The 20,713-nt window shown below is 71.7% G+C and carries 15 protein-coding genes; 9 read left to right on the top strand and 6 right to left on the bottom strand.

Annotated elements, in window-relative coordinates:
- Positions 1–155 precede the first annotated feature (155 nt).
- The gene (locus tag ABTZ17_RS01110) at positions 156–458 is read left to right on the top strand and encodes a ribbon-helix-helix domain-containing protein (RefSeq protein ID WP_352193397.1); all 303 of its coding nucleotides are present in this window, start codon (positions 156–158) and stop codon (positions 456–458) included.
- A complete protein-coding gene (locus tag ABTZ17_RS01115) occupies positions 455–871 on the top strand; it encodes a type II toxin-antitoxin system VapC family toxin (protein ID WP_352193398.1) in 417 nt (138 codons plus the stop codon). The genes ABTZ17_RS01110 and ABTZ17_RS01115 overlap by 4 nt, the downstream gene beginning before the upstream one ends.
- Positions 872–874: 3 nt before the next feature.
- Here ABTZ17_RS01115 and ABTZ17_RS01120 read toward each other — a convergent pair whose 3' ends face one another.
- Both ABTZ17_RS01120 and speB read right to left on the bottom strand, forming a co-directional pair.
- The gene (locus ABTZ17_RS01120; protein WP_352193399.1) at positions 875–2,557 is read right to left on the bottom strand and encodes a thiamine pyrophosphate-binding protein; all 1,683 of its coding nucleotides are present in this window, start codon (positions 2,555–2,557) and stop codon (positions 875–877) included.
- A 7-nt stretch (positions 2,558–2,564) separates the two neighbouring features.
- A complete protein-coding gene (gene speB / locus ABTZ17_RS01125; protein WP_352193400.1) occupies positions 2,565–3,542 on the bottom strand; it encodes an agmatinase in 978 nt (325 codons plus the stop codon).
- 115 nt (positions 3,543–3,657) lie between these two features.
- Between speB and ABTZ17_RS01130 the strand changes: the two genes are divergently transcribed.
- The gene (locus ABTZ17_RS01130; RefSeq protein ID WP_352193401.1) at positions 3,658–5,181 is read left to right on the top strand and encodes a helix-turn-helix domain-containing protein; all 1,524 of its coding nucleotides are present in this window, start codon (positions 3,658–3,660) and stop codon (positions 5,179–5,181) included.
- Here the strand turns inward: ABTZ17_RS01130 and ABTZ17_RS01135 are convergent.
- Positions 5,166–5,471, bottom strand: a complete 306-nt coding sequence (locus ABTZ17_RS01135; protein WP_352193402.1) for a hypothetical protein — start codon at positions 5,469–5,471, stop codon at positions 5,166–5,168. The two genes, ABTZ17_RS01130 and ABTZ17_RS01135, sit on opposite strands and share 16 nt — an antisense overlap.
- Positions 5,472–5,606: 135 nt before the next feature.
- On the opposite strand from ABTZ17_RS01135, the gene ABTZ17_RS01140 reads away from it, so the two are divergent.
- Genes ABTZ17_RS01140 through ABTZ17_RS01150 form a run of 3 tightly spaced genes read left to right on the top strand, consistent with a single transcriptional unit; the run spans position 5,607 to position 6,856 of the window.
- Complete coding sequence (locus tag ABTZ17_RS01140; protein WP_352193425.1) at positions 5,607–6,389, top strand: helix-turn-helix domain-containing protein; 783 nt, start codon at positions 5,607–5,609, stop codon at positions 6,387–6,389.
- 3 nt (positions 6,390–6,392) lie between these two features.
- Positions 6,393–6,614 (top strand): DUF397 domain-containing protein, encoded by a 222-nt coding sequence (locus ABTZ17_RS01145; protein WP_352193403.1) that lies wholly within the window; start codon positions 6,393–6,395, stop codon positions 6,612–6,614.
- A gap of 26 nt (positions 6,615–6,640) precedes the next feature.
- Positions 6,641–6,856 carry a DUF397 domain-containing protein gene (locus ABTZ17_RS01150; protein WP_352193404.1) on the top strand — a complete coding sequence of 72 codons (216 nt, stop codon included), beginning with the start codon at positions 6,641–6,643 and terminating at the stop codon, positions 6,854–6,856.
- A gap of 69 nt (positions 6,857–6,925) precedes the next feature.
- Here the strand turns inward: ABTZ17_RS01150 and ABTZ17_RS01155 are convergent, their stop codons facing one another.
- Genes ABTZ17_RS01155 through ABTZ17_RS01165 form a run of 3 tightly spaced genes read right to left on the bottom strand, consistent with a single transcriptional unit; the run spans position 6,926 to position 14,672 of the window.
- The gene (locus ABTZ17_RS01155; protein ID WP_352193405.1) at positions 6,926–7,108 is read right to left on the bottom strand and encodes a DUF6191 domain-containing protein; all 183 of its coding nucleotides are present in this window, start codon (positions 7,106–7,108) and stop codon (positions 6,926–6,928) included.
- A 5-nt stretch (positions 7,109–7,113) separates the two neighbouring features.
- Positions 7,114–7,758, bottom strand: a complete 645-nt coding sequence (locus tag ABTZ17_RS01160) for a T6SS immunity protein Tdi1 domain-containing protein (protein WP_352193406.1) — start codon at positions 7,756–7,758, stop codon at positions 7,114–7,116.
- Between the two features lie 8 nt (positions 7,759–7,766).
- Complete coding sequence (locus ABTZ17_RS01165; protein WP_352193407.1) at positions 7,767–14,672, bottom strand: polymorphic toxin-type HINT domain-containing protein; 6,906 nt, start codon at positions 14,670–14,672, stop codon at positions 7,767–7,769.
- Positions 14,673–14,952: 280 nt separating this feature from the next.
- On the opposite strand from ABTZ17_RS01165, the gene ABTZ17_RS01170 reads away from it, so the two are divergent.
- The 3 genes from ABTZ17_RS01170 to ABTZ17_RS01180 all read left to right on the top strand — a co-directional run bounded on the left by ABTZ17_RS01170 (position 14,953) and on the right by ABTZ17_RS01180 (position 20,707).
- A complete protein-coding gene (locus tag ABTZ17_RS01170; RefSeq protein WP_352193408.1) occupies positions 14,953–18,057 on the top strand; it encodes a DNRLRE domain-containing protein in 3,105 nt (1,034 codons plus the stop codon).
- 325 nt (positions 18,058–18,382) lie between these two features.
- Positions 18,383–19,420 (top strand): trypsin-like serine peptidase, encoded by a 1,038-nt coding sequence (locus ABTZ17_RS01175; protein WP_352193409.1) that lies wholly within the window; start codon positions 18,383–18,385, stop codon positions 19,418–19,420.
- Positions 19,421–19,549: 129 nt separating this feature from the next.
- On the top strand, positions 19,550–20,707 hold the full coding sequence (locus tag ABTZ17_RS01180; RefSeq protein WP_352193410.1) for an acyl-CoA dehydrogenase family protein: 1,158 nt from the start codon (positions 19,550–19,552) through the stop codon (positions 20,705–20,707).
- The last annotated feature ends 6 nt before the right edge of the window (positions 20,708–20,713 follow it).

Consider the following 20,713-nt stretch of genomic DNA (forward strand, 5'->3'; position numbering starts at 1 on the left):
GGAACGACTCGGGCAGGTCGGCGGGCCCCGCCGCCGCCGGTCCGGGGGGCCCGGCGGTGGCTCGTCGCCCGGTGCCGGCGGGGCGGGGCCGGGGCCGCGCGCCCACCCGATCGGGCGACTGTCCGGGGAGCCCGGTGGATCGTATGCTGGCATACATGAAGCGGACGACCATCAAGGTGGACGACGATCTCGACGCGCGCGTGCGCCACGAGGCCGCCCGCCGCGGGCTGACCCTGTCGGAATGGACGCGCGAGGCATTGGAGGCGCATCTGCCGGGCGCGGGCGAGAGCCCGCCCGGCGGGATCCGGCGCACGTTCCGATCCACGGCAGCGGGCAGGAGCGGCCGTTCGGACATTTCCGAGCGCATGGAGGAGTTGCTCGCCGGGCTCGCTGACGGCCACGACATCCTGGCCGAGGAGGAAGCCCGGGCGACGGAAGACCGCGAGTCGGCCGCGTGAGCGGTCTGGTCGTGGACGCCGGGCCCCTGTACGCCCTGCTCGACGAGGACGACGCGTGGCACAAGCGCGCGGTGCGCCTGCTCCGCACGCACCCGGGACCACTGGTCGTGCCGACCCTCGTCATCTCGGAGGTGGCGTACTTCGCGGGCCGACGGCTCGGAGCCCGGGCAGAGCTGTTATTCGCCCAGGACCTCGCGGAGGGGCAGTTCGCGGTCGAACCCGTTCACCCCACCGACTGGCTGCGGATCGCGGAACTGACCGCGAAGTACGTCGGATTCCCGCTGGGCATGGTGGACGCCTCGGTCATCGCGTGCGCCGAACGGCTGGGTGTGACCGAGGTCGCCACCGTGGACCGCAGGCACTTCTCGGCCGTGCGCCCCGGACACACCGAGGCGTTCACCCTGCTGCCGTGAGGCTCAGAGGTGGGTGGGGGCGAACATCTTCGGGGTGGCGTTCAGGACCAGGACGGAGGGGCCGGGGGCGGCGAGGGCGTCCTTGAGGTCGGCGGCCAGGGTGTCGGGGGTGGTGGTCGCTGCGGGGACGCCGAAGGCGGCGGCGAGGGCGGTGAAGTCCGGGCGGTCCAGCTCGGTGCCCGTGGCGCGGCCGTAGGCGTCGGTCATGTACTCGCGGAGGATGCCGTAGCCGCCGTCGTCCACGATCAGCCAGGTGACGTCGAGGTCGTGCCGGCGGGCCGTGGCCAGTTCGGCGATGCCGTACATGGCCCCGCCGTCGCCGGACACCGCGAGGACGGGCGTGCCCGGCTCGGCCACGGCCGCGCCGAGGGCGGCCGGGTAGGCGTAGCCGAGGCCGCCGGCGCCCTGGGCGGAGTGCATGGTGTTGGGGTGGCGGGGGTCGAAGGCGGACCAGGCCCAGTAGCCGAGGACCGTCATGTCCCAGAAGGACGGGGAGCGCGGCGGCAGGGCGCTGCGGATCGAGGCGAGGAGCTCCTGCTCCAGGGTGAGGTCCTGGCCGGCGAGGCGGGCGGCGATCTCGTCGAGGACCATGCGGACCCGGGCCGGGGCGTACGGGTCCTGGCGTTCGTCGACGGTCTCCAGGAGGGCCTGGAGGGCGAGGCGGGCGTCGGCGTGGATGCCGAGGGCGGGGTGGTTGGACTCCAGTTTCCCGAGGTCGGCCTCGATCTGGATGACGCGTCCGGCCGGGAAGAGGGTGTGGTAGTTCGAGGACAGCTCGCCGAGGCCGGAGCCGACCACGAGGAGGACGTCGGCGTCCTCCAGGAAGTCGGTCAGGTGGCGGTCCTCCAGCCAGGACTGGAGGGACAGCGGGTGGGTCCAGGGGAAGGCGCCCTTGCCGCCGAAGGTGGTGACCACGGGCGCGGAGATCCGTTCGGCGAGCTGCCGGAGCTTGCCGGCGGCGTCGGCGCGGACCACGCCGCCGCCCGCGACGATCACGGGCCGGGAGGCGTTCTCCAGCCAGTGCGCGGCGAGCGCGGTCAGCTCGGGGCGCGGGGCGAGCTCGTGCGGGCTCGCGTCCACGGCGGTGACCTGCGGGAGGACCGTTTCCGCGGAGAGCACGTCGGCGGGGATCTCCACGTAGACGGGCCCGTGCGGGGCGCTGAGGGCCGATTCCCAGGCCGCGGCGATCACGGAGGGGATCTGCGAGGCGGTCCGGGCCTCGTGCACGGACTTGACCACGCCGCGGAAGGAGGCGGCCTGGTCGCGCAGCTCGTGCAGGTGCCCGTGACGCCCGCCGCCCAGCCCTGCGGCGGGGACCTGCGAGGAGATCGCGAGGACCGGCGCGGAGGCGGCGGCGGCCTCCTGGAGGGCCGCCAGCGAGGTCAGCGCCCCGGGGCCGGTGGACAGCAGCAGCGGGGCCGCCTCGCCGGTGATCCGCCCGTACCCGTCGGCGGCGAAGCCCGCGTTGTTCTCGATCTGCAGCCCGACGAGACGGAGGTCGGAGCGGCCGACCGCGTCGAAGAGGGCGAGGGCGTGCTGACCCGGGATGCCGAACACCGTGGTGGCGCCCAGCCCCCGGAGCGTCTCCACGACCAGGTCCCCGCCCGTGCGGCCGGGCGGCGGCGCGAGGGCCGCGGCCCGCTGGGCCTCGGTGGGACGGAGTACCAGGTCGTGGTCGTGCGTCACGCTCTCGTCAGCCCTTCGGGTTCGCCTTCGCCGCCGCGATCTGCCGCGACATGATCGTGGTGAGCTCGTACGCGGTGTGCGAGGCCGCGACCGAGGTGATCTCGGCGTGATCGTACGCCGGGGCGACCTCGACCACGTCCGCGGAAACGAGGTTGCAGGAGGACAGCCCGCGGATGATCTCCAGCAGCTCGCGGGAGGTCATGCCGCCCGCCTCGGGGGTGCCGGTGCCGGGCGCGTGGGCCGGGTCGAGCACGTCGATGTCGATGGAGATGTACAGCGGGCGGTCGCCGATCCGCTGGCGCAGCTGGTCGGCGACCTCGTCGGCGCCGCGGCGGTACACGTCGGCGGAGGTGACGATGCCGAAGCCCATCTTGGCGTCGTCGTCGAGGTCCTGCTTGCCGTAGAGCGGGCCGCGGGTACCGACGTGGGACAGCGCCTCCGTGTCGAGGATGCCCTCCTCCACGGCCCGGCGGAACGGCGTGCCGTGGGTGTACTCGGCGCCGAAGTACGTGTCCCAGGTGTCGAGGTGCGCGTCGAAGTGCAGCAGGGCCACGGGGCCGTGCTTCTTCGCGACCGAGCGCAGCAGCGGCAGGGCGATGGTGTGGTCGCCGCCGAGGGTCATCAGGCGGGAGCCGTTGCCGAGCAGCTCGTCGGCGGCGGCCTCGACCGTCTCCACGGCCTCGTTGATGTTGAAGGGGTTCACGGCGATGTCACCGGCGTCGGCGACCTGCGCCAGCGCGAAGGGCGAGGCGTCCTGGGCCGGGTTGTACGGGCGCAGCAGGCGGGAGGCCTCGCGGATGGCGTTGCCGCCGAAGCGGGCGCCGGGCCGGTAGGACACCCCGGAGTCGAAGGGCACGCCGACGACGGCCACGTCCGCCGACCCGACTTCGTCCAGGCGCGGCAGACGCGCGAAGGTCGCCGGACCCGCGTACCGGGGGATGCGGGAGGAGTCGACGGGGCCGCGGGGCGTCTGCTCGCTGCTCATGGGGGGTGCCCTTCTGAAGGTCCGACAGTGCGGTCCTCCGAGCGTAAGCGGAGCGCGGGGGGCCGCGCGGTGTAGGTTTCGTCCACCAGGAAGCCCCTTTGTGTACGGAGTGCCCATGTCCGGAGTGCCCAGGTCCGGGGGTGTCGAACGAGGACAGTCGGAAAACCAAGCCCTGCCGGCGCTTGAGGCGCGGGGGTACGGGGCCGGAGCCCCCGCTGAGGGCCGCGGCAGCGGCCTCCCCCTGGCCACCCTCCTCGCAGACCGCGACCTCGGTCTCCGCCCCCTCACGCCCCCCACCGCCCCCGACGCCCCCGGCGTCCTGGGCGTGCACGCCTCCGAGATGCCCGACCCCACCCCCTACCTCCTGGGCGGCGAACTCCTCCTCACCGCCGGCGCGGGCGCGGACACGGACGCCACCGAGGACCCCGAAGCCGGCTACGACGCCTACGTCACCCGCCTCGTCGCCGCCGGTACCGCCGCCCTCGGCTTCGGCCTGGCCCCCGTCCACGAGGAGGTGCCGCCCGGCCTGACCGAGGCGTGCGCCCGACACGGGCTGCCCCTCGTGGAAGTGCCGCCGCACACCCCCTTCACCGCGGTGGCCCGCGCCGTCTGGCGGCTCATGGCCCGGGCCCGCACCCGCGAGCTCCGCCGGGTCACGGAGGCCCAGCAGGCCCTGGCCGCCGCCGCGGCCCGCCCGACACCGGTCCCGGCGGTCCTCGCCCGGCTCGCCGCGAGCCTCGGCGGGTACGTCACCCTCCGCCCGGACGGCCGCACCGCGGGCTCCCCGCCCCCGACGACCGCCGCCCCGCACGCCCTGCCCGCCCTGGAGGCCCTGCTCGCCCGGGTCGGCCGCCCGGACGGCCCCGCCACCGCCACCGACCAGTCCGACGGCTGGCACCTCGCCGCCCACGGCCTCGGCGGCGGCCGGGCCGCCCTCGGCACCGCCACGCCCACCCGCACCCCCGGGGACCACACCGTGGCCTCCGTCGCGGCGGTCCTCCTCACCCTCCTCACCGCGGACCGCACCGCCGGACCGGAGACCGCCGCCCTGACCCGGCTCCTCCTCGACGGGGACCCGTCCGCCGCCCTGGGCCCCGGCCCCTGGTACGCCGTCCACGCCCGCGGCGGCGCCGACCCGGCGGGCCTCGCCGCCGCGCTGGACACCGTCCTGATGGATCCGGACGGCGCCCCCGCCGTACGGCTCCTCACCGATCGGGACCCGCTCCCCCAGCCCGGCTGGCGGCTGGGCGTCAGCACGCCCGCCGCCCCCGACGCGCTGGCCGCCGCCGACGCCGAGGCCGCCCGCGCCCTGGAACGCGCCGAGGCGGCCCGCGCCCCGCTCGCCCGCCACGCGGACACCGGCTTCGCCGGACTGATCGGGGCCGAGGAGGGGCGGATCCGGGCCGAGGCCCTGCTCGCCCCCCTCTCCCCCGAGCGGCGCACCACCCTGCGCGCCTGGCTCGCCCACCACGGCAGTTGGGACCGCACGGCGGCCGCCCTCGGCGTGCACCGCAACACGGTCCGCCAGCGCGTCACCCGCTGCGCGGCCCTGCTCGCCCGCGACCTGGACGACCCCGACACCCGCACCGACCTGTGGCTCGCCCTCCGCTTCACGGACCCGGCTCAACCGCCCTCGTGAACGGGCACGGGCAGCCGCGCCCCGCGGCTGCGCGCCACCCGGTGCACGTCCCGCAGGACCTCCGCCAACCGGGCCGCCAGGTAGTGCAACTGCGCAGAGGTGGCCCGGCAGTCGGCCAGTATGTCGTCGGCGTGGGCGAGGAGTTCGTCCGCCATCTCCAACTGCATCCGCTCCACGTCGTCCGCGACCCGGGCGAAGTACCCCGACGCGTCCCCGAACAGGAAGCAGGGCTTGCCCTCCGCCGAGGCCCACGGCAACAGCCGCCCCTCGCCCCCGGACCCCGACCTCATACGACCCTCACCATGACACGACTCCCTCACCCACCGGCACCGCTGAGTAGCGATCCGCTCACAGCCTGAGAGCTCCGGGAGTAGGCTCGCCAGGGGATGGCGCGCGACATCGCGCCTGTCACACGGGAGTTGGGGATGGGCAACATCTACGGCGACTGGCTCAAGGCCCAACGCGAGGCCGCGGGACTCACACAACAACAACTTGCGGACGCCGCGATCATGACGCGGTCGCACATTTCCCATATCGAAGGCGGCCGTCGGGTCCCGTCGAAGGAGGACGCGCGGCGGCTGGACATGGCCCTGGGCACCGGCGACGTACTGAGCAGCTTCCTGCCGCACGGGGACGTGCCCGTCAACGAGTACTTCAAGCCCGTCCTGGCCCTGGAACGCCAGGCCACCAGGATCTGGGAGTTCGCCTCCTCTTTCGTTCCAGGGCTCCTGCAGACGGAGAGTTACGCCCGAGCCCTCTTCAGCAGCCGCTTCCCGCCATGGAGCGAGGAAGAACGTGACACCAACCTCGTCACACGCATGGAACGCAAGAAGGTCCTCGCCGATCCAGCGACCCCGGCCCTGTGGGTAGTGCTGGACGAGGGCATCCTGCGACGCCCGGTCGGAGGCGGACACGTCATGCGGGAACAGATCGACCACATGGCCGACCTCGCGGAAACCGGTCGGGTACGCGTGCACGTGTTGCCCTTCGGGCGCCCTCCCTGCCAACTTATGTCGGGCACGCTGATCCTGATGTGGTTCGAGGACCAGCCACCCTTGGCGTACTCAGAGGGCACGGCATGGGGCAAGTGCATCGACTCCCCTTCCGTGGTCACGCATCTGCAGGCAGTCTTCGCTCTCGCCTTGAGTGACGCCCTGCCCCTGCAGGAGTCAATCGCCCACCTCAGGGCCGCGAGTAAGGACTACTGATCCATGTTCCAGCACGGCATCCCGCACGCTTCCGCACTCCACGGCTGGCGGAAGTCCTCCTACAGCAGCCCCGAGCGGGACAGCTGCGTCGAGGTGATCGACGGTCGCCCCGGGGCCGTTCCCGTGCGTGACTCCAAGGACCCCCACGGCCCCGCTCTGCTCCTCCGGCACCACGCCTGGTCCGCATTCATCTCGTCCCTCAAGCGCGGTTACCTGACCACCTGAAGTCCTCCCGAAAGGAGGCCGTCTCGATGCTCGGCATTCCGACCGCATCCGTCCTGCGCGGCTGGCGGAAGTCGTCTTACAGCGGCACCGAATCGAACAGCTGCGTCGAAGTGGTCGACGGTCACCCCGGGGGCGTCCCCGTGCGCGACTCCAAGGACCCCCACGGGCCCGCCCTGCTCCTCGCCGGCACCGCCTGGGCCCCCTTCGTCGCCGCCCTCAAGCACGGTGGCCTGGCCGGCTGATCCGTGCCCGGGCATGCGACAGGGGCCCGGCATCCCGAAGGATGCCGGGCCCCTGTCCCGGTCCACGCCCTACTCGGCCCCGTCCCGCGGCGCGGGAACGCGGATCATGACGACTCCGCTGCCGAGGTCGATCGGGCCCCGCCCGAGATCGGCGTCGCCGGCCTCGTCGAGGGTGATCTCCTTACGCCTGCGCTCCTCCTCGGTGTGACGCCGACCGGGAGCGAACAGCTCGTTCAAGGCGCTGCCGAACACGACCCTCAGGCCCCTTGCTCGGGGCGCGCGATGGTCGCGCCGTCGATCGGGGTGCCCTCGGGCAGGTCGCGGATCTGGAGCGCGATCTGGGTGCACAGCTCGAAGTACACCCGGAAGTCGGTGACCTCCATGTTCGCGACCTCGTCCGAGCCGCCCAGGGAGAGCGGCACCTTGTAGCCGACGACCCGGTCGAAGCCGAGCGGCCCCGCCTCCGGGGCGGACTCCCGCCACTCCTCGTACGAGGGGTAGGCGAGGGCGTCCTCGTCCTCGTCGACCGCCGCCTCGAAGAACTCGTCGATGGTCAGGCCGGTGGTGTAGTACTCGCCCTCGGCCGGATCGATCATGATCACGTAACGCGGCTTGGACTCCGGGTCCCGGATGTCGAAGAGGAACTCCCGCCCCGACCAGTCGAAGGCGAAGGGGTAGTAACGCCCCTCGATGCCCTCGATCATCCGGGCGCACGCCTCGTACGAGGCGTGCGCGGACTCCGGGGTGTGGAACCGCAGGAAGCCGTCCACGAGGATCCTCCCCGCCGCCTTCTCGAACAGGCCGGTGAGGGTGACGGGCACGGGATGCCCGCCCTCGCCGGGAGCTACTGAATCTGCCGTACCCGTCACGGGGAAGCGGCGGAGGAGGATCTCCAGGGACATGTCCACTCCTACTTGATCTCGACCTTGCCGATGGTGTCACCCGGCCGCAGGCCGAGCTTCTTGACCCGCTGTGCGATCTGCGCACCCAGGCTGCGATTGACCGAACGGTCCAGCGGCCACATGTTCGAGAACACGTCCTTGCCGCCGAGCTGCAGGTCGACCGCGTGGTCGACGTCCTCGTCGTCCTCGACCTTGCCGCCGCCCTTGGTGTAGGTGCGCCGCTGGTTGGTGCGCTTGCCCACCCGGGTCACCACGAGGGTGGCCGAGTTCAGCAGGGCCACCTTCTGGTCGGCCGCCTTCTTCTGGTCGGCGTCCCAACCCTCCTTGTAGTCCAGGGTCAGGACCGGGCAGTTCGCGTTGTGGACGAGGACGTCCTGGTCGCCGACGCGCACGTAGTAGGTGTGCGATTCGGTGACCGTGAGGTTGTGGACCGTGGTCTCCTCGGTCCACTCCTCCACGGACGCGATGCGGATTTCGGTGCCGGCGCTCGTCCGGACCGAGGCACCGGCCCGGAGGTCGGCCGCCTTGACCCACTCGCGCAGCTCGGGCACCCAGAAGGGGTGACCGTCGGTGGCGACCACCGTGCGCTCCGCGCCGTCCTGCGCACCGCCGTGCAGCGTGACCTTGGCGAGCTTCTTCTTGCCCTTGCCGACGATCGTCGCGGTGACCGTCTGGACGCCCGTGACGCCGGTCTCCGGGTCGGTGGCGATGATCTTGTCACCGACCTTGACCTTCTCGATCGGCTTGTGCGAGCCGTCGGCCATCAGCACCTGCGTGCCGGCCTTGAAGCTGTTCGGGTTCACGGGGCAGGTGGCGCTCTCCACCTGCTCCTGCACGGCGTCCTGGGCCTCTTCCTTCGCCTCCTGCTTGATCTCCTTGGCGACCTTCTTGACCGACTTGGACAGGGGCTTCTTCGCCTGCGAGGGCTTCGGCTTCGGCTTGGGCTGCGCCCTCGGCTTCGGCTTCGGCTTCGGACGGGCCGCCGCCTTGCGGGCCGCGGCGCGCTTGGCCGCCGCCCGCTTGGCCGCAGCGCGCTGCGCCTTGGCACGGGCCTGGGCCGCCGCCCGCTTCGCCGCGGCGCGCTTGGCCGCCGCGCGCTGGGCGGCGCGCTTGGCCGCGGCGCGCTTGGCCGCGGCCGCCTTCCGGGCCGCTTCGCGCTTGGCCTTGGCCGCGGCGCGCTTGGCCGCCTCGATGGCGCGCTTGCGGGCCAGGGCCGCGGCACGACGCGCCGCCGCCTGGGCCGCCTTGCGGGCCGCGATGATCGCCGCACGGCGGATCGCCGCGCGGATGGCCGCCTGGATGGCGATGCGGGCCGCGATGCCGATCAGGATCGGGAAGAAGAGCCCGTCCGGGTCGGTGAACGTCGCCGGAGCGTTGTTGCTGTAGGCGTACGGGTTCATCGTGGCCGGGTTGCCGTAGTCGGCCAGCGGGTCGACGGAGACGAACCGGCCGGTGGCCGGGTCGTAGTCGCGGGCACCGAGCCGGGTGAGGCCGGTGTCCTTGTCCACGGTGCCGCCGACGAAGCCCCGCTGTCCGGGCCAGGTGGTGGGCTGGACGCCCCGGTCCTCACCGAACGGCATGCTCTTGCGCCGGGTGACGCCCATGGCCGCGCCGGCCAGGTCGATGACGGTGTGCGAGGTGCCGTGGTGGTCGGACAGCATCAGCTGCCGCACACCGCCGGTGGCCCGCACGGTGACCGCGCCGTCCGGGTGGGCGTAGAAGCGCTCCGCCCGGGCCTTGAGGTCCTTGGTCACCGTCAGCTCGGCGTCGCCGAGGTAGAGGGTCTTGCTGCCGTCCGCACCCGTGCGGACGAGCCGGTTGCCGCTGGCGTCGTACAGGTACGAGGTGGACTTGCTGCCCCCGCCCTCGACCGGCTCCGTCACCTTGGTGAGGTTGCCCTCGACGTCCCATTCCAGCGTCTGGGTCGTGCCGTTCTGCTGGCGGGTGGCCGTGTTGCCGGCCTTGTCGTAGGTGAAGGTGTTCAGCCGCTCACCGTCGGCGCCGACGGACTTGACCGAGGCCAGGGCGTTCGGACCGCCGATGCCGGGCTTGCCGTACGCGTAGGTGCGGGTGACGTCCTTGGCGGTGTCACCGGCGGCGTCGTGCTCGACCAGCTTGGTGCGGTTGCCCGCGTCGTCGAACTCGAAGGTCTGCCAGTAGGCGTCCGGGCCGCCGACCGTGTCCTTGGAGGGACCGGCCGCGCAGTCGTCCGCCTTCGCCGTCCAGGCCGAGGTCATCTGCCGCAGCTGGTTGTAGACGAAGCACTGGGTGTCCGGCTTCCCGGCGTCCGGAGCAGCCTCGCCCGGGGTGTCCGCGATCTTGGTGACGTTGCCCGCCTGGTCGTACGTGTAGCGGGTGTCGGTGATCAGGGTCGGGGACAGGCTCCGGTCGTAGGTGGACTGCATGAGGCGACGCGTGAACTCGTCGTAGACGTACGAGCCGTACACCTTCTTGTTGAAGGTGCCCGAGTCGGTCCGCAGGACCTCTCCGAAGGCGGAGTACGCCACGTCGTTGAGGTACATGACGTCGCCGCCGACGGACTTCAGCATGTCGTCCGCGTCGTAGCGGAAGATGACCTGCTCGGTGGTGAGGCCGCCGACGCCGGGGACGGTGGCCGTGGAGAGGTTGCCGGTGGGCGTGTACGCGTACCGGTACTGGTAGGTACCGCCGATGCCGGTCTCCTCGGCCGGGATGACCGTCTTGGTCGACTTCACCCGGTAGGCGTTGTCGTACGCGGTGACCTCGTCGCGGTACTCACGGCCGTTCTCGTAGCGGATCGAGGCCGTGGGCAGTCCCTTGCCGAGGGTGTCGTACGTCCACTCCAGCCGCTTGGTGCCGGTGGCACTGCCCTCGCGCATCGTGGTCGGACGGCCCACCGCGTCGTACGTGGTGAACGTCTTGTTGCCGCGCGGGTCGGTGATCGACTCGACGTTGTCGGACAGGTCGTACGTGTACTCCGTGCGGCCGCCGTCGGGATCGGTGATCGCCTTCTGCCGGCCGCGTCCGTCGTACTCGAAGGAGGTGACGGCGCCGCCCGGCGCGGTGACCTTCTTCAGGTTGTCGAGGGCGTCGTACTCGTACTTCGTGGAGCGCCAGGTGCTGCGGTCGTCCTTGGTGTACTCGCGCAGCTCCACCACGCGGCCCTCGGCGTCCTCGACGGAGGCCGTGACCGTGTCGCCCCCGGGCGGGATCGTGGTGGACACGTCCCCGTCCCGCTCGGTGGTGGTGCGGAGCTTCTCCACGCCGCGGTGGTAGCTGACCTCGGCGGTGGGCTCGCCGAGGCCGTTGAAGGTGGTGCGGTTCTGCGACGGGACCTCGTTGTCACCGACCTGCAGGAGCTTGGGCTCCGGCTCGCGGTCGTTGAAGTAGCCGTCGTTCTCCTTCCACTTCCGGCCTGCCGTGTCGTAGAAGGTGTCGTTGACGACACGGCCGTCGCCGACGGCCTCGTCCTGGGTCTGCCGCTCGCGCAGCAGGCCGTCCAGGAGCTCGTACGAGACGGCGTACTGGCCGTTGTCCTTCAGGGACCGGGTGGTCACGACCGTCGGACCGTCCCGGCGCACCAGGTAGTCGTACTCCGCGTTCGGCGTCTGGGTGGCCGGGTCGCGGTCGATCTCCCAGACCTTCAGCAGCCGACCCAGCGGGTCGTACTGCATCGTGGCCTTCTTGCCGTTGGCGTCCGTCTCGGTCAGCGGCATGCCGCGGACGTCGTCGAAGTCCGTGGTCTCCGTGTGGCCCAGCGGGTCCGTGGAGACCTGCTTGACCGGGCGGGCGACGGTGGCCGGGGTGTAGACGACCGAGGTCTTGCGGTTCTCGGTGTCGTACGTGGCCGTCTCGCGGCCGTGGACGTCGTACTCCGTCCTGTCGACGGTGAGGTAGCCGGTGCCCTCGGCGTTCGGCTCCTGCACCTCGGTCGCCAGGCCCTTGGTGGGCGCGACGCCGAACGCCTGGCCGTCGTACAGGGTCCGGGTGTCCTCGACGACCTCGCCACCGGTGGTGCCGCAGGCGCCCAGGACGGTCAGCTCGCGGGACTCCGACTCCAGCAGGTTCGCCGCGGTGTTGCGGGCGTAGGAGGTGGTGGTGCACATCCGCTTGCCGCCGGCCGTCGTCTCGTCCACTTGCGTGGGCAGGCCGTAGGCGTCGTACGTCGTCTTCTCGGTCTCGGTGCGCCAGGTGTCGCCCTTGACCCGCTCGCGGGTCGTGACCGTCTCCGGCCGGGTCAGCCACGCCTCGATCGGGTCGGTGCCCGTCCGCGCGCGGGAGCCCGTCTTGACCGCCCACGGGGTCGTCAGGGTCGTCGAGTCGACGGCGCCCCCGTCGGACTCGTAGGTGATCTGCTCACGGAGCTGGCCCTGGTAGTGCGGCAGGTCGGGGAAGGTGCCGCCCTGGGAGTCCTCGATCGCCGAGGTGCGGGTCCCGGTGGGCAGCTTGTCCCCGTGCAGACCGCGGAAGTAGCGGTGCTCGCTGACCTGCTTCACGTCGTTGCCGGAGCCGATCCGCGTGCGGACCTTCTCGTAGCCGCGGTACTGCGACCAGGTGCGGTTCTTGGCCTCGGTGAACTCGCTGTCGTCCCAGGCCCAGGCCGCGCCCCCGAGGAACTCGTAGGAGGTGACCTTGGGCGGGCTGTCCGTGACCAGGTCCTCCTCGCGCACCTCGGTGACCAGGTACTTGTGGAACCAGTCCTGGACCGGCTTCAGCGCGCCCTTCGGCGTCCAGTACTGCGGGAAGCAGCGCATGGTGTTGCTCTCGGGCGAGGCCGGCATCCTGCGCGGTTCCAGCACCCGGCAGTCGGCCGGCGAGTAGCTCACGCCGATGCGGCCGCCGGTCTCCGTGTCGATGGCGTTGATCCGCAGGCGGGCGAACGGGGGCAGGCCCTCGATCCCGTCGACGCGGTTGTCCATCTGGACCCCGGAGAAGGTGACCTGCGGCATCGCCGCCGAGCCGCCCGCACCGTGGCCGGTGCGCGTGACGGAGTCCAGCCACAGGGCAGGGGAGGTCCCGTCACCGGTGGCCGGGTACGTGGACTTCAGGTCCCAGGAGTCGACGTTCTTCAGGGCCGTGCCGGAGAGCACCTGGGTGGTGATCTTGACCAGCCGCTTGGTGGACCAGAACGTCGGGGAGAACTTGTCGGTGCACTTGGCGCCCGCGGCGCACTCCTGGTCCAGCGGCACGTCCGGCCAGTACTTGGCGTTCGCGGCCGTCCGCTTGGACTCGGCGCAGTCGAAGGTGGCGTCGGGCACGCAGCGCTCGGCGGTGGTGAAGGCGACCCGGCCGGCGGGCTGCGCCGTGAACAGCGCGTCCGCACGCTGGCCGTAGTCGATGCGGAGCAGGTCCGCGGAGCGCGTGTAGGCGGCGCTCTGGTCGGCCTTCATGTTCTGGCCGTAGTGGTTGGTGTACTTCTTCCACCACAGCGTCATGGCGTCGCCCAGCGGGTCCACCACGTAGTCCAGGTTCCAGCGGTAGCCCTGGGCGCAGTCGGAGTCCATGAAGGCGGTGGCGTAGCAGGGCTCACCGGGGTGGTTGCCGAAGACGGGCACGGTCAGCGCGGAGTCCGTGACCTGCGTGCCGGCGCCGGGCAGCTTGTTCAGGCCGAAGTGGTACTTCACGCCGTCGGTGCCGGTGACGATCCAGTACTCGCCGTCCTTGGTGCCGTTGGCGGCGCCGGTCTTCTGTTCGACCTTGGTGCCGTCGTCGTCGGCCGGGCGCCACTTGCCGGTGGCGTCGTCCTTGACCAGCTCGGTGGTGTTGCCGCCCAGCGACATCACCACGTGGTCGGAACCCCAGCACAGGTCGCCGTTGTCGGCGGTGTTGTTCGGGGTCTTGCCGTCGACCTTGGCCTTGTCGTCGGAGCAGGTGCGGTACTTGCGCTCGATGAAGCCGGGCTCGTAGTCCCAGCCCTCGGCGATCCAGGAGGACTGGCCGTTGGTGGAGGCGGTGCGGCCGTCCACGGACTGCGAGGAGTACGAGAGCGCGACCTCGGGCTGCGGGCCACCGGGGACCTCGGGGGCCTCGACCGGGTAGGTCCACGAGAAGCCGCCCGAGGAGGAACCGGCCATCCACGAGCCCGACGGGGCCAGCGAGGTCGCCGCGTGGCTTCCGCCGGGGCCCGAGGCGGCGGCGGTGGCCGCGAGCACCATGGGCGCGGCGGCGGCCGCGAAGGCGCTGCGGGCGGCCGGGGCGCCGGCCGTGGTGCCCGAGCCGGTGGGGGCGGTGGCGGTGGCGCCCAGGTCGACCGTGGCCTCCACGGTCTGCGCCGCCGGGTCGTTGGTGCCCCGCAGCTCGGTGCGGGTGCGGCACTCGGCCCGGTCCGGGGTCGTCAGGGCGCAGGCGGGGAGCTGCACGAGGCGGAGGCGGGAGCCCCAGTCGCCTCCGAAGGTGTCCTTGATGGCCGCGTAGTCCAGCTCGACGCGCACGGCGCCGGTGGCGGCCGCGGAGCCCTCGGCGGTGGTCGGGGCCGCGGTGAAGAGCACGCCCTCGACGCCCGCCCGGCGGGCGGTGGCGGCGTCCTTGACCTGGACGCGGGCCGCGGAGTCCAGGGGCGCCGCCGGGGTCTTCGCCCGGGCGCCGCGGGAGGCGGGGGCGGTCGTGCCGGTCACCTGGCGCAGGCGGACCGGCACGGCGGGCAGTTCGGCCCGGGCGGTGCCGCCGAGGCCGGTGGCCGGGGCGTTCAGGCCGGACCGGCCGCGGGCGGCGATGCCCTGGGCGCCGTCACGGGTGACGGGGACGACCAGGTCGGCGGGGGCGATGGCGCCCGCCGCGGGTCGCCAGTGCTTGCGGGCCGCGTTGTCGGTGCGCCCGCGCTCCTTGGCGAAGGCGCGGCCGGAGACCGAGCGGTCCCGCTTCAGGTCGTCCAGGTCGAGGCCACGCCCCAGGGCGACGGCCGATTCCTGTGGTATGAGCGAGACGAACATCGTCATGAAGACGACAAATCCGACAGATCTGTGCCAGTGCCCCAAATAGCGCAACTGACCGAGGAGTTGTTGCACGTCCCCTTCTCCACCCTTTGCAAATGAACAGTTGATCGTGCGAACCATAAGGCCGGGCGGCGAGTGGATCAACCTGAAGATCACATGAGAAGCAAGTCATGGGTCGGGCAGGGATTGGCAAGGTTTTTGCAATATCCGGAGCGTGTGTACTGTTCCGCCGTCCCGGGCGATCAAGCCGGGTTGGCCAGAAAACACCTGAGAGGTTTCGCACATGTCAGACATATCCGCATCGAGACGGAAGGATGGAACCGCCGTCCGCACCGCGCTCGTGACCGTGCTCGCCACCGCCTCGATCGGGCTCGCCCCGGCCATCCCCGCGATCGCCGCCGACGGCAACACGCCGGTTGCTCCCGCAAGTTCACAAGAGCACGCTTTGCAGCAAGCCCAACGCACGGGCGAGCAGGTCGAGGTGGTGTCGGAACGGACCGAGACCAGCGAGACCTACGCGCTGCCGAACGGGAACCTGCGACACGTGCAGCACACCGTCCCGGTCCGGGTGAAGCGCGAGGGTTCCTGGCGGGCCATCGACACCACCCTCACCAAGGCCGCGGGCCGCGTCGCGCCCAAGGCCGCCGCGGGCAACGTCACCTTCTCGGCGGGCGGCACCGCCCCCCTCGTGGTCCTCAAGGACCAGGGCCGCTCCCTCTCGTTGGGCTGGCCCACCCCGCTGCCCGCGCCGGTCCTGTCCGGCTCCACCGCCACCTACCGCGAGGTGCTCCCCGGGGTGGACCTCGCCGTCGACGCGGGCGTGGACGGCTTCAGCCAGGCCCTCATCGTCAAGACTCCCGAGGCCGCCGACAACCCCGAACTCGCGACCCTCGACTTCGCGTTGAAGGCCGACGGCCTCACGCTGAAGCAGGACGCCGCGGCCGGCTCGCTCACCGCGGTCAACCCGGCCGGGCAGACCGTCTTCGCCACCTCGACCGCGCGCATGTGGGACTCCTCCGGCACCGAGGCCGCGCCCGCGCCGCAGGCCGGACCCACGACCGCCAAGAGCGGCCCCCTGCTGCGCTCGGCCCCGGCCGCCGCCGGCACGGGCACCCCCTCCGACCTGACCCCCGGCGCCAAGAGCGCCGAGGTGGACGTCACGGTCGGAGCCGGACGGCTCACCCTGACGCCGGACCAGAAGCTGCTGGACGACCCGAAGACCACGTACCCGGTCTACATCGACCCGCGGATGACCGGCACCCGCCAGGCGTGGACCATCGCCTACAAGCCGTACCCCACCAGCAGCTACTGGAACGGGACCGGCTGGGGCGGCGGCACCACCAGCGAGGCCCGCGTCGGCTACGAGTCCTCCACCGGCGGCACCGCACGCTCCTTCTTCCGCGTCGACTCCACCTTCCTGGCCGGGGTCAAGGTGATCGACGCGCAGTTCCAGATCACCGAGACGCACTCGTGGTCCTGCACCCCGAAGCCGGTCGAGCTGTACCTGACCGGCGGCATCAGCTCGGCCACGACGTGGAACAACCAGCCCTCCTGGTCCACCCGTCAGGACCGGCGCGACTACGCGCACGGCAACGAGGGCGTCGGTTGCCCCGACAAGGCCATCGACCTCGACGCCACGGACGCCGCCGTCAAGGCCGCCGCCTCCAAGTGGTCCAACATCACCTTCGGCCTGCGCGCCCCGCAGAGCGCGGAGGACGCCAAGGACGCGTACAGCTGGAAGAAGTTCAAGCCGGACGCGAAGCTGATCGTCGAGTTCAACCGCCTGGCCAAGACCCCCTGGGCACTGGACACCATCCCCAGCACCAAGGTCGGCACGGAGTGCGGCACCGGCAGCTCCTTCGTGACCCTCGGGAACACCGACGTCACCCTCACCTCGCAGGTCTGGGACCCCGACGGCGGTGACGTGAACGTCGAGTTCCAGCTCTGGGCCACCGGCAAGCAGGCCGTCGCCCCCGGAATCCTGTTCAAGCAGAAGGTGAAGGTCGCCGTCTCGGCGAACGACACCGCCGGAGCCCCGGCCCGGGTCACCGTGCCCAAGGCGCTCCTCGACGCCAACAAGGGCGCGAGCAAGGGCCAGTTCTCCTGGAAGGCCCAGGCCCAGGACGTCGCCGACGCGGCCTTCGCCACCCCCTGGAGCCCCTCGGCCGACGGCTGCCGCTTCGCGTTCGACCCGACGGCGCCCTCCGTGATGCCCACCGTCGAGAGCGTGGACGGACTCTTCCCTCAGGACAAGGAAGGCGCGCTGCCGCGCACCGAGGGCACTTTCCGCCTGGGGAGCGACAACGACACGGACGTGGTCGAGTACAAGTGGGCCATGGACCGGACCCCGCCGAACAACGTGGCCCGTCCCACCGTTCCCGGCGGCACGGTGGACATCAAGCTGACCCCGCTGACGCCCGGCACCCACACGCTGTACGTACAGACCTTCGACGCCGGCAAGAACGCGGGCCCCATCTACCCGTACAAGTTCAGGGTGAAGAGCCCCGGCGAGCGGGACAAGCCCGGTGACGTCAACGGCGACGGGCTGCCCGACATGCTCGGCGTCGACGGCGGCAACAACCTCCGCCTGTACGGCGGTACGGGCAGCGGACCCTTCGCGACGAGCATCTCGCTGTCCACCGCGGGCGACTGGGCCGGCGCCCTGCTGACCCACCGCGGCGACTGGAGCGAGGACCAGTACGAGGACCTCGTGGCCCGCAAGGGCGATGGCAAGCTCTACCGCTACCTCAACAACGGCCTGGGCGAGTTCGGTCCCGACAGCCGGGAAGAGGTGTTCCTCTTCGAGGACCCCGAGACCGGCGCCGTCCTGGACCCGGCCTCCTTCAAGCAGATCGTCTCGGTCGGGGACGTCTCTCTCGACGCCGAGGGCACCAGCCCCGACTTCGTCGCGGTCATCGGAGACCGGCTCTGGTTCCTGAAGGGCCGCCCGAACGGCGGTCTCACCTACGGCTACCAGATCGGCGGCAGCGGCTGGGGCAACATGCACCTGGCCTCGCCCGGCGACGTGGACGGCGACGGGTTCACCGACCTGATCGTCCGCAACACCGTCAGCGGCGATCTGTGGCTCTACCACGGCAAGAGCAGCGGGGACGCGGACGGCGACGGCATCCCCGATGGCGGGACCGACCCGGCCTCGCTGGGTGACCCGGTCAATCGCACCGCCTATGCCACCGGCTGGACCGCCACCGCCCGCCCGCTGATCACCGCGAGCGGTGACGGCAACGGCGACGGCGTCCCCGACATGTGGACGACCACCTCCAACGCCACGGCCGGCCTGGAGTTCGTCCCGGGTCGCCGCACCGGCCTCGTCGGCACCCCCACCGTCGTGGGAACCGGCGGCTGGCAGGTCTTCAAGGCGATCTCCTGACCCGAAACGCCCGGTCGGCCCGGTCGGCCCGGTCGGCCCGGTAAGGAGGGGAACGGCCCGCACCCGCTCGGGGTGCGGGCCGTTCCGCGTCCTCCGCCACGGACACCCGCCGCCGCCCTGACCCTCCCTCACCCCGACCGCCCCCGAGGCCCTTTCCGGCTCCGGGAGGTCTCAGGGTGGTCACAGGGAAGCGGGCGGGTTGTCACAGGGTGACGGAGTGGGCGGCTCCGGCTTGATCCGGACGGTGCGGCGGTGCCACGGTCAGGCGTTCGACCGACACGCCCTGTGTTTTCCGCAGGGTCCTACGGAGGGGGATGGAGCTCTCGTGATCAAGCTCCGCAACACCGTTCTGCCGCTGGCCACCGCGGCCGCCCTGGCCGCGTCCGTGGCCGGGGCCGTCGCCGCGCCGCAGCCGGCCGGCGCCGAGTCCACGCCGGTCCCGGCGAAGAACCAGATCGCCAAGGCCGTCGCCGGCACCACGGCCGACACCGCCGCCTCGCCCGCGTCCTTCGGCGCCCGCCCCGCCACGTTCTCCTCGGAGGCGGACTACTGGACCCCCGAGCGGATGCGCGACGCCATCCCGCTCGACAAGGTCGCCGCCCCGTCCGCGGCCGCCCTGGCCGGCACCGCGGCCCCCGTCGCGGACGGCCCGGCCGGTTCCTCGGCGCCCGCCGCCGCGCCCGCCGGCCGCGAGGCGTTCGCGAGCTACAAGGTGACCCGCGCCGTCGGCAAGGTGTTCTTCAAGAACCCCAAGGACGGCAAGAACTACGTGTGCTCCGCGAGCGCCGTCAACAGCAAGTCCAAGCAGCTCGTCCTCACCGCCGGTCACTGCGTCCACGGGGGACGCGGTGGCAAGTGGATGACGAACTGGATCTACGTGCCGCGCTACCACAACGGCAACCAGCCCGACGGCCAGTTCCAGGCCAAGCAGGCCCGCACCTTCACCTCGTGGATCGAGAAGAGCGACTTCCGCCGCGACGTGGCGATGGTCACCATGTGGCCGCGCAGCGGCAAGAAGCTGGTGAACGTCACCGGCGGCCACGGGATCTACTGGAACCACAGCAAGAAGATCAAGATCACGGCCATCGGCTACCCGGGCAACCTCCAGCAGGGGCGCGTCCAGATGTTCTGCCCGGCCACCACCAGGGCTACAGCGGGCACCAGCACCATCGAGGTGCGCTGCGGCTACAAGGGCGGCTCCAGCGGTGGCCCCTGGCTGGCCAAGTACAACAAGACCTCCGGTCTGGGCTTCGCGGACGGGCTCACGAGCACCTACGCCGCGAACGGCTCCGGCTGGAACCACAGCCCGTACTTCGACACCTCGGTGAAGAAGCTGTTCGAGAAGCAGGGCAGCGTCACCTGATCCGAGCGGACGACGAGAGCCGCCGCCGGGCCGTGGAACGCTGGACAGATGTGGCAACCCATCGGTAACTTAATCTGAGCAAGCGCTTAGCCACGGCGGCGGACCTCGCCGCGACGAAGGGAGCCGGCCGTGCGCCGTACGGTGTTCAACGAGGACCACGAGGCATTCCGGGAGACCATCCGCGCCTTCATCGAGGCCGAGGTCGTCCCCGTCTACGACGAGTGGTTCGCGGCCGGCCAGGCGCCGCGCGAGTTCTACCACAAGCTCGGTGAGCTGGGCCTCTTCGGGATCAACGTCCCGGAGGAGTTCGGCGGCGCCGGACTGGACACCCACAAGTTCGAGGCCGTCCTCTACGAGGAGACCTCCCGCGCGGGCGTCCAGTTCGGCGGCTCCGGCGTGCACGTGCTGCTCGCCCTGCCCTACCTGAAGCTCCTCGCCGACGACGAGCAGAAGAAGCGGTACCTCCCGAAGTTCGTCACCGGTGAGGAGATGTGGGCCCTCGCGATGACCGAGCCGGGCACCGGCTCCGACGTCGCGGGCATGAAGACCACCGCCAAGCTCTCCGAGGACGGCACCCACTACGTCCTCAACGGCGCCAAGACCTTCATCACCGGCGGCGTGCACGCCGACCGCGTGATCGTCTGCGCCCGCACCTCCGCCCCCACCGAGCAGGACCGCCGCTTCGGCATCTCGCTCTTCGCCGTGGACACCAAGTCCGCCGGCTACTCCATCGGCCGCAAGCTCGACAAGCTCGGCCTGCGCACCTCCGACACCGCCGAGCTGGCCTTCGTCGACGTCAAGGTCCCCGTGGAGGACCTGCTCGGCGAGGAGAACAAGGGCTTCTACTACCTCGGCCAGAACCTGCCCTCCGAGCGCTGGGGCATCGCCTTCGGCGCCTACGCGCAGGCCAAGGCCGCCGTCCGGTTCGCCCAGCAGTACGTGCAGGAGCGCACCGTCTTCGGCAAGCCGGTGGCGCACTTCCAGAACACCAAGTTCGAGCTGGCCGCCTGCCAGGCCGAGGTGGACGCGGCCGAGGCCGTCGCCGACCGCGCCCTGGAGGCCCTCGACGCCGGCGAGCTGACCGCCGCCGAGGCCGCCTCCGCGAAGCTGTTCTGCACCGAGGTCGCCCACCGCGTCATCGACCGCTGCCTCCAGCTGCACGGCGGCTACGGGTACATGAACGAGTACCCGATCGCCCGCCTGTACGCCGACAACCGGGTCAACCGGATCTACGGCGGCACCAGCGAGGTCATGAAGTCGATCATCGCCAAGTCGATGGGGCTGTAACTCCCT

The organism is Streptomyces sp. NPDC097619 (assembly GCF_040302735.1).
In the GTDB taxonomy this organism is placed as follows: Bacteria; Actinomycetota; Actinomycetes; order Streptomycetales; family Streptomycetaceae; genus Streptomyces.

Bases quoted from the DNA above. Each gene is read 5' to 3' on its own strand.
- ABTZ17_RS01110 (WP_352193397.1), top strand. From the start codon at position 156: ATGAAGCGGACGACCATCAAGGTGGACGACGATCTCGACGCGCGCGTG.
- speB (WP_352193400.1), bottom strand. From the start codon at position 3,542: ATGAGCAGCGAGCAGACGCCCCGCGGCCCCGTCGACTCCTCCCGCATC.
- ABTZ17_RS01130 (WP_352193401.1), top strand. From the start codon at position 3,658: ATGTCCGGAGTGCCCAGGTCCGGGGGTGTCGAACGAGGACAGTCGGAA.
- ABTZ17_RS01135 (WP_352193402.1), bottom strand. From the start codon at position 5,471: ATGAGGTCGGGGTCCGGGGGCGAGGGGCGGCTGTTGCCGTGGGCCTCG.
- ABTZ17_RS01140 (WP_352193425.1), top strand. From the start codon at position 5,607: ATGGGCAACATCTACGGCGACTGGCTCAAGGCCCAACGCGAGGCCGCG.
- ABTZ17_RS01145 (WP_352193403.1), top strand. From the start codon at position 6,393: ATGTTCCAGCACGGCATCCCGCACGCTTCCGCACTCCACGGCTGGCGG.
- ABTZ17_RS01150 (WP_352193404.1), top strand. From the start codon at position 6,641: ATGCTCGGCATTCCGACCGCATCCGTCCTGCGCGGCTGGCGGAAGTCG.
- ABTZ17_RS01160 (WP_352193406.1), bottom strand. From the start codon at position 7,758: ATGTCCCTGGAGATCCTCCTCCGCCGCTTCCCCGTGACGGGTACGGCA.
- ABTZ17_RS01165 (WP_352193407.1), bottom strand. From the start codon at position 14,672: ATGACGATGTTCGTCTCGCTCATACCACAGGAATCGGCCGTCGCCCTG.
- ABTZ17_RS01170 (WP_352193408.1), top strand. From the start codon at position 14,953: ATGTCAGACATATCCGCATCGAGACGGAAGGATGGAACCGCCGTCCGC.